Annotated in this window: 7 protein-coding genes, 1 tRNA gene and 1 pseudogene; 6 read left to right on the forward strand and 3 right to left on the reverse strand. The window is 58.9% G+C overall.

Annotation, left to right across the window (positions count from 1 at the left end; genetic code table 11):
• The 5 genes from ACY693_RS10970 to ACY693_RS10990 form a co-directional block, all read left to right on the forward strand.
• Positions 1-539 (forward strand): regulatory protein RecX (locus tag ACY693_RS10970; RefSeq protein WP_462321867.1); only part of this gene is annotated, 539 nt, incomplete at its 5' end.
• A gap of 42 nt (positions 540-581) precedes the next feature.
• Positions 582-3,188: an alanine--tRNA ligase gene (gene alaS, locus ACY693_RS10975; RefSeq protein ID WP_462321868.1), complete on the forward strand. Its 2,607-nt coding sequence runs from the start codon at positions 582-584 to the stop codon at positions 3,186-3,188.
• Between the two features lie 39 nt (positions 3,189-3,227).
• Entirely contained in the window at positions 3,228-4,463 is a 1,236-nt protein-coding gene (locus ACY693_RS10980; protein WP_462321869.1) for an aspartate kinase, read from the forward strand.
• Between the two features lie 199 nt (positions 4,464-4,662).
• Positions 4,663-4,881, forward strand: a complete 219-nt coding sequence (gene csrA / locus ACY693_RS10985) for a carbon storage regulator CsrA (RefSeq protein ID WP_462321870.1) — start codon at positions 4,663-4,665, stop codon at positions 4,879-4,881.
• Positions 4,882-5,094: 213 nt separating this feature from the next.
• Positions 5,095-5,185: transfer RNA gene (locus ACY693_RS10990), tRNA-Ser, on the forward strand.
• A 260-nt stretch (positions 5,186-5,445) separates the two neighbouring features.
• Here ACY693_RS10990 and ACY693_RS10995 read toward each other — a convergent pair.
• Together ACY693_RS10995 and ACY693_RS11000 are read right to left on the reverse strand one after the other, a co-directional pair.
• Entirely contained in the window at positions 5,446-5,886 is a 441-nt protein-coding gene (locus tag ACY693_RS10995; RefSeq protein WP_462321871.1) for a type IV pilin protein, read from the reverse strand.
• A 9-nt stretch (positions 5,887-5,895) separates the two neighbouring features.
• Positions 5,896-6,372, reverse strand: coding sequence for a hypothetical protein (locus tag ACY693_RS11000; RefSeq protein ID WP_462321872.1), 477 nt, complete (start codon positions 6,370-6,372; stop codon positions 5,896-5,898).
• Positions 6,373-6,486: 114 nt separating this feature from the next.
• Between ACY693_RS11000 and ACY693_RS11005 the strand changes: the two are divergent.
• Positions 6,487-7,429: pseudogene (locus tag ACY693_RS11005) on the forward strand (IS1595 family transposase).
• On the opposite strand, the gene ACY693_RS11010 reads toward ACY693_RS11005, so the two are convergent.
• Positions 7,426-7,803 (reverse strand): PilW family protein (locus ACY693_RS11010; protein WP_462321873.1); only part of this gene is annotated, 378 nt, incomplete at its 5' end. The pseudogene ACY693_RS11005 and the gene ACY693_RS11010 sit on opposite strands and share 4 nt — an antisense overlap.

Raw genomic sequence — 7,803 nt, forward strand, 5'->3', positions numbered from 1 at the left:
TGGGTGACCCTGCGTCCGCTCTGGACCTGTCGCCTGCAGTGGATCAATCGTCTGCAGTTGATCTGTCACAGGAGGCGCTGCGTGACGAGATTCGAAGTCGAGCGCTGAAGCTGCTGACCACGCGGGAGCATAGCCGACTGGAGCTCTCGCGCAAGCTGACGCAGCGCGGTTATCCGACCGCGGAGGTTGATGCCGTCGTTGACGCGCTGGTCAGCGATGACCTGCTGAGCGAAGAGCGTCTCGTTTCGGCGTACGTTCGAGAGCGACTTGATAAGGGGTTTGGTCCCCTGCGAATTCGTTACGAGCTGAGGGAAAAAGGGGTTTCAGACGACAGGATCGAGCCTCACCTCGAACTCGGCGATGAAGCCTTGAGCGAGTGTCTGCGCCACGCGTATCACAAACGGTTTGGTGACGAGGGGTTTAGTGACCGTCGTGAGCAGGCCAGACGCTCCCGTTTCCTTGAGTATCGTGGCTTCCCTCATCGTTTGATCGCCCGCTTCCTGGATTCCAGTCGGGATTCCGATCGGGCCGATGATTGATCCGTGGTTTACGGAGTTGGTGTCCCTGTTGAAGAGCCCATTATGAAGAGCAGTGCCGAGCTACGTCAGGCCTTTTTCGATTTCTTCGCTGAGCATGATCACACGCTGGTCGAAAGCAGTCCGCTCGTGCCCGGCAACGATCCGACGCTGCTGTTTACCAACGCTGGCATGGTGCAGTTTAAGGATGTTTTTCTCGGTCGCGAAAAGCGTTCCTATCACCGGGCTGCGAGCTCTCAGCGCTGCGTGCGCGCAGGCGGCAAGCACAATGATCTCGAGAACGTTGGCTACACGGCCCGACATCACACCTTCTTCGAGATGCTCGGCAACTTCAGCTTTGGCGACTACTTCAAGCGTGAGGCGATCGGCTTTGCCTGGCAGTTCCTGACCCAGACCCTACAGATGCCGGCGGAGCGCCTCTGGATCACCGTCTACACCGGCGACGACGAGGCAGCGCGTATCTGGCTTGAGGAGATCGGCGTTGACCCGGCACGCTTCTCGCGATGTGGCGAGAAGGACAACTTTTGGTCCATGGGCGAGACCGGCCCCTGCGGACCCTGTTCTGAGATCTTCTACGATCATGGTCCTGAGATCCCTGGTGGGCCACCGGGCTCGCCGGATGAGGACGGCGATCGCTATGTCGAGATCTGGAACCTGGTCTTTATGCAATTCGATCGTGATGGCAATGGCGAGCTCCACCCGTTGCCACGACCGTCGGTCGATACCGGCATGGGCCTTGAGCGTCTGGCGGCGGTCATGCAGGGGGTGCACAGCAACTATGAGATTGATCTGTTCCAGGCGTTGATTCGCGCCGCCGCTGAGGTGACTGGTTGCGAGGACCTCAACAATAAGTCACTGCGCGTCATTGCCGACCACATCCGCTCGGCAGCCTTCCTGATCATCGATGGGGTCATGCCAGGGAATGAGGGACGTGGCTATGTGCAGCGGCGCATCGTTCGGCGCGCGATCCGCCACGGCTATCAGCTGGGGCAGACCTCAACATTCTTTTGGCGATTGGTTGAGCCGCTCGCCGAGCAGATGGGTGATGCCTATCCCGAGCTGCGCGAGAAGCGGGATCATGTTGAGCGGGTGCTACGGGCTGAAGAAGAACGTTTCGCCGATACCTTGGATCAAGGGCTACGGATCTTCGATGAGATCGTCGCTCAGCTTCCGGGCACGGAGATTCCAGGAGAGGCCGTCTTCCGCTTGTACGACACCTTTGGTTTTCCGGCCGATCTGACCGCGGACATTGCTCGTGAGCGTGGCCTGACGCTCGACTTGTTGGGATTCGAGCAGGCCATGGCGACGCAGAAGGAGCGCGCTCGGGCAGCGAGCCATTTTGGCGCGGATGCGGTGATCGAGCTCGACATCGACGGCGAGACCGACTTCAGCGGTTACGAAGGTGTGATCGATCAGGCAACCTTGATCGGCTGCTATCTGGACGGCGAGCCGCAGGATCACATCAAGGCCGGGCAAGCAGGACTGCTGGTGCTCGACGTGACGCCCTTCTATGCGGAGGCGGGCGGACAGGTCGGCGATCGCGGGACTTTGACCACCGAGACGGCGCGCTTCGAGGTTCAGGATACCCGAAAGCAGGGTGGGGTCATCTGTCACATGGGTCGCCTGCTTGAGGGCGAGATGGCGATTGGTGATCGCGTCGATGCCCGGGTGGAGCCAGCGCGCCGGCGTGCGATTGCGCTGCATCACTCGTCGACGCATCTGCTGCATGCCGCATTGCGCCGGGTGTTAGGGGATCACGTCCAGCAGCGCGGCTCCTTGGTGGGGCCCGAGCGGTTGCGTTTTGACTTCACCCACTTCGAGCCGGTCACGCGCGAGCAGTTGCGGGAGATCGAGCGCCTCGTCAACCAAGAGGTGCGCGAGAATCACACGGTTGAGACTCGGATCATGCAGCTTGAGGATGCGAAGGCCTCCGGTGCCATGGCATTGTTCGGCGAGAAGTATGACGAGCAAGTGCGAGTGCTGCGGATGGGGGATTTTTCCACCGAGCTCTGCGGCGGCACCCACGTGCGCGCGGTCGGCGATATCGGCCTGTTCAAGATCGTCTCAGAGTCTGGCATCAGCGCCGGCGTGCGTCGGATCGAGGCCGTTGCCGGCGATGTTGCGCTGAGCTGGGTCGAAGACGAGGAAGAGCGTCTTGCGCGGATTGCCGCCCTTGTGAAAGGCGCAACGAACGATGCCGACGATAAGGTTGCCGCGTTGGTTGAGCGCTCGCGCCGGTTGGAAAAGGAGCTTGAGCAGCTCAAGGCTAAGCTCGCCAGCGCGGCCGGTAGTGAGCTAACGGAGGCGGCGATCGAGGTCGATGGGGTCAAGGTCTTGGCTGCTCGTCTGGAAGGCGTTGATGCGAAGTCGCTGCGTGATACGCTCGATCAGCTGAAGAACAAGCTTGGCTCGGGGGTCGTGCTCTTGGCGACCGAAAGTGACGGTAAGGTCAACCTGATTGCAGGCGTGACCAAGGATCTGGTCGGTCGCTTTAGGGCTGGCGATCTGGTCAAAGCGGCAGCCGAGAAGGTCGGCGGTCGTGGTGGTGGTCGGCCTGACATGGCGCAAGCGGGCGGTAATGATCCGGCTGGCATACCTGCGGCGCTGGACTTGGTGGGCGATTGGGTGAAAGAACGTGCATCCGCAGCATAGGCAGAGGGTAGGGGCTGATTTGAGGACGCGAGTGAGCCGATGTCGTTGATTGTGCAAAAATATGGTGGCACCTCGGTTGGCTCCGTAGAGCGTATACAGGCGGTTGCCGAGCGTGTGAAGCGCACACGTGATCAGGGCCATCAAGTGGTCGTTGTGGTCTCGGCGATGTCGGGCGAGACCGATCGATTGATCGGCTTAGCACGCGCGATACAACCGCTGCCTGTCCCGCGCGAGCTGGACGTGCTGATTGCCACCGGCGAGCAGGTCACCATCGCACTGCTCGCGATGGCGTTGGAGGCGGCGGGCTGTCCGGCGCGCTCCTACACCGGCTCGCAGGTCCAGATTCGCACCGATAGCGCCCACAATAAGGCCCGTATCCGCGATATCGATGGTGCGCGTGTGTGCCGCGATCTCGATGCCGGACGGGTGGTGGTGGTTGCCGGTTTTCAGGGGATCGATCGCGAGGGCAATATCACCACCCTGGGCCGCGGCGGCTCTGATACCTCCGCGGTGGCAATGGCGGCTGCGCTCAAGGCCGACGAATGCCAGATCTATACGGATGTCGACGGCGTCTATACCACCGATCCACGCATCGAGCCGCGAGCGCGCAAGCTTGAGCGCATCACCTTCGAGGAGATGCTGGAGATGGCCAGTTTGGGCTCGAAGGTGCTGCAAATACGCGCCGTCGAATTTGCCGGGAAATACCAGGTGCCCCTGCGTGTGCTCTCGAGCTTTCGTGATGGAGAAGGCACACTGATTAGCTTCGAGGAGGAGAACGTGGAAGACGCCAAGATCGCCGGGATCGCCTTCGCGAAGGATGAAGCGAAGCTGACCGTGTTAGGGGTCCCGGACCAGCCGGGTATTGCGCACAAGATTCTCGGCCCAATCTCCGAGGCCAATGTCGAAGTCGACATGATCGTGCAAAATGTAGGCTCCGATGGGGCCACCACCGACTTCACCTTTACGGTCAATCGCAACGACTATGTGACTGCATTGGGTGTGCTGAAAGCGACAGCGGAGCTGCTCTCGGCACGCGAGGTGACTGGCGATCAGAAAATCGTTAAGCTCAGCTTGGTGGGCGTCGGGATGCGATCGCACGCCGGTATCGCCAGTCGGATGTTTGAGGCCTTGGCTCGTGAAGGTATCAACATCCGAATGATCTCGACCTCTGAGATCAAGATCTCAGTGGTGATCGATGAGAAGTACCTGGAGCTGGGTGTTCGGGCTTTGCATGATGCTTTTGGGCTCGCCGACGGTGACGGTGTTGTCTCGTGATGACGTTGACATCGAATACCCTTATTGTAACAATTGATGCATCGCACCAATGGCTGTTGGTACACTCTAAGGGTACAGAGCCTGCGCCAATCCACGACACGATGGATGGCTGTAAGGCATCGGCAACAAGGCTGCGAGACCTGAGATGCTGAGGAGACCGCGGCTCGACTTATTGAAAGGACATAAAGGATAGATCGCTATGTTGATACTGACCCGCCGCGTTGGCGAAACCCTGATGATCGGCGACGAAGTCACCGTAACCGTTCTTGGGGTGAAAGGAAACCAGGTTCGCATTGGTGTTAATGCTCCGCGCGAAGTAGCGGTGCATCGCGAAGAGATTTATGAGCGCATCAAGCGCGAGCAAGCGCAAGGGATCTCAGAGCAGCATATCGCCGAGGACCGAGGACTCGACGATTAAGGCAGTCAAGCGCAGGGCGTCGCCTTAGGGTGCGCCATGCGCCACCGGCCTCTGCGTTGCTCTTGACCTATGTTCAGCACAAGGGCAATCGATCGCCTATCGATGAAAAAGCCTATCCCTGCGTTAGGCCCCGCGTTAGGCTAGGTCCAGCTTCGCTAGCCCGTCACTGGGACAGCGAAAGACCCCAAAATTCTGCTATAATTTTCCGCCTACGGAGAGATGGCCGAGTGGCTGAAGGCGCTCCCCTGCTAAGGGAGTATGGGTTAATAGCTCATCGAGGGTTCGAATCCCTCTCTCTCCGCCACTATCCCAACAGCATCTTTTTCAGGATGCTGACGCCACTCAGCAGCCTGCGCTATCTTCGGCTGTTGGTGCATCTAATCCCCGAGACCCCATCTGTCGTCAATCAGCATACGGTTGCTGAAAGCAAACAGTTGCACAGTTGCCGCCACGCCAAACCTTCTCCAAGCGCGAAGGCCTGAGGCGCCTTGCGCGGGTCGGTGTCTACGCGATGCCGGAGCCACTCGATAAGCGACAAAGGGCTATCCCGGCGGGTGAGCGGTCTTACCAACAGCGTTCGACGCTCGCCGCAGCTCCCAACACACCACGGTTGCCGGTATTGTCTAGGGTTAGAGCACCACACTGATCCGCTTCTTGTGCGCCGTTACTATTTGGTGTAGCCCTGAGGGTGAAGGTTGTCGCCGTCGCCGACGGATTCAACGCAATCGCGTGGTACTTAGTATCTCCTTCCTTAGGGGCAGCACGTAATGTGCTAGGTAGCACCACCGAATTACCTTCGCGATCCTGATCGTAGCGATCATTCTCTGTATAGAACTGCTCCATCCACTGAGCGGCTTCCATTAAGACAGCCTTTGCGTCGGCGCGCCTTGCCTTAATCACAGTATCCTTATACGAAGGATAGGCAATGCTGACCAGGATGCCAAGTGTCGCAACCGTGATCATCAGCTCGATCAAGGTAAAGCCCTGTTGCCGATTGCTACGCACAGCAGGTCCCTACCGGATCTGTCGCCATGATTGACGACCAGCGGCTGCATCACCGGCCTCGAAGATTCGCATCAGCCCTTCGGTTGACCCCGCGGTGTACTCGTATTCGACTGGTCCTGCAGAGATAACGGCTGGTGAATTGATGATTCCAACCTTCGAACCGATACCAGAGGCCTGAGCTGTGGTGTCAAAGTCACCATCGCCGTCAATATCCAATTCCGTCTGATCAAGAAAGTCGTCTTCATCGATATTGCCGTCATCATTAACATCAAAAACCGATATCTGCCACTGCGAACCAGTTAACATGTCTAACTCGGTAATCCAGCTCGTGCCACCGGCCTCACAGGGCTCGACTGAGGGGATAAGCGAGGTGAATACGGCTCGCCCATGGCGAATCAGGGGTGAGCTGACGATGCGTTCTCCCTCAGTCCCCCATGCCGGTGAAATCAGATGCATATACCAGCCTTTGCTCGCCTCCCAGTCCACAGGATAGTCTGAGGTGTGCGCCAGTTATTGCTATCTCCTGATTATTCACGAACCTCAGCCAATTCTCTGGCGCTAGTCTAGACTTCAAAGAGGGCAACCAGGCGGAGATCAGCGATGGCACAGAACAAGATTCAGTTTCAGAAGGGCCTGAGTCTACAGCAGTTTCTCGCGGACTATGGGACTGAGGAACAGTGCCAGCGGGTCCTTGAGGGCGCACGCTGGCCACAGGGGTTCGTCTGCCCGAGCTGCGGCCATCAACACGAACCGGTGCGCTTGCGCACCCGAGCGCTCTTGCAGTGCCGCCACTGCCGTCATCAGACCTCGCTGACAGCCGGGACCATCTTTGCTTCGACCAAGCTGGCGCTGACCACCTGGTGGCTGGCGATGTTCCTGGTGACGCAACAGAAAAGCGGCATCTCAGCCCTGGAGCTCAAGCGCCATCTTGGCATCTCCTACCTCACCGCCTGGCGTGTGAAGCACAAGTTGCCGCAGGTGATGAAAGAGCGCGACGACCAGACTCCGCTCAGCGGCGTCATCGACGTCGATGATGTGTACTGTGGCGGGGAAGCTCACGCGAGCAAACCGGGCCGCGGCTCACCGAACAAGACCCCGTTCATCGCTGCGTTGTCCCGCAACGATGACGATCACCCGATCGGGCTGCGTCTCGGCAAGGTCAAAGGCTTTCGCAAGGCGGAGGCCGAGCGCTTCGCCAAGCGCCACTTCGATCCCAACGCCATCGTCGTCACCGACGGTCTTGCCTGCTTTCGTGGCATCGCGAGCGCCGGCTTCGAGCATCAACCCGTGGTCACCGGCGGCGGCTACCGCAGCATGGCGATCCCCGAGTTCCAGTGGCTCAACACGGTCATCGGCAACGTCAAAAACAGCCTGCACGGGTTTTATCATCCGGCCAGCGGCAAACATCTGCCGCGTTACCTCGGGGAGTTCTGCTATCGCTTTAACCGCCGCTTCGATCTCGTAGCCATGCTGCCGCGCCTGGGCTGCGGCGCGTACGCCACCGATGCCGCATCGGCTCCTAGTATTGGCTGAGCCTAGTTAATAATCAGGATCGACGATGGCGCTGGCATCCGGATAAACCGCATCGACTTGGCCGTCCTGGGTCGTATCAATTCCATAATGGATCTGCAAGTCCTCGACCTCTTCCACGAGCTCATAGGCTTGAGGGGCCGAGGTCCCCGGCTCAAGGGCGATACGAAACAGTGATCGACCATGGTCGCCATGGCTGACATAGTAAGCGATCGGGGTGAAATCGAGCAGGATGGAATCCGGGTCGTAATCCTGGTCTGTATTGTCGGAAATGGTCTGCGCAAACGTGTCGATGTAAGTCAGCTGAAAAACTGAGATGCGCTTTGCATTACCTGCAACCAGAATGCTTCCAGTACTTAGCTGGTGAAGGTTGTCGAGTGTAAAGGT

It is taken from the genome of Halochromatium sp. (genome assembly GCF_054919635.1).